Raw genomic sequence first — 508 nt, 5'->3', positions numbered from 1 at the left:
ACTTGGCCCTATCCGGTCTTCGATTTGTTTATGGGGAATTTTACCCCGGACGCCTTGCAGGCAAGAGCCGTCGGAAATGATCAACTATGCGAGGCGGTTTTTTATAGCGCTGAGGAAGACTTGATCGGAGGACATATCGAGGAAGCAAAGCCGCTGTTGCAGAAAGCGTTCTCGATATGCCCCAAGACATTTATTGAATTTCAAGGAGCAGTAGCGGAACTGAAACGCCTGCAATAGGCTTAACGCAACAAAGCCTTGGCTATTATTTTCAAGTTTGGCATGAGCAATTCTGAAATTCCAATCTGACTCCTCCTCATGATCCGCATCCTGGATAAAACAGGGCCATACTCTACTGACAGTTTATAGACCCCCAGCACCGCGAGCCACAGATGGAAGTAATTTCGACCTATGGAAGCGAACACTTTGCCGGGGTCGACGCTCTCTGGAGAGAAGCGCTCCCGGATGACAAGCCGTGGAATGCCGCCGAAGTTGCAATTCCCGAGAAGGT

1 protein-coding gene and 1 pseudogene are annotated in these 508 nt (G+C 49.8%); one reads left to right on the top strand and one right to left on the bottom strand.

The genetic code is table 11. The features are described from left to right. Positions 1-237 (top strand): annotated as a pseudogene (locus QQL24_RS36325) (rhomboid family intramembrane serine protease); the annotation flags it as partial. Positions 238-239: 2 nt separating this feature from the next. On the opposite strand, the gene QQL24_RS36320 reads toward QQL24_RS36325, so the two are convergent. Continuing rightward, positions 240-508, bottom strand: a 269-nt coding sequence (locus QQL24_RS36320; protein WP_284317202.1) for a hypothetical protein, incomplete at its 5' end; no start/stop codon positions are given.

The sequence above is a fragment of the Labrys miyagiensis genome, from assembly GCF_030160835.1.
Lineage (GTDB): Bacteria > Pseudomonadota > Alphaproteobacteria > Rhizobiales > Labraceae > Labrys > Labrys miyagiensis.
The sequence above is the reverse complement of the archived record's forward strand: the minus strand, read 5'-3'. Positions and strand labels throughout refer to the sequence as shown.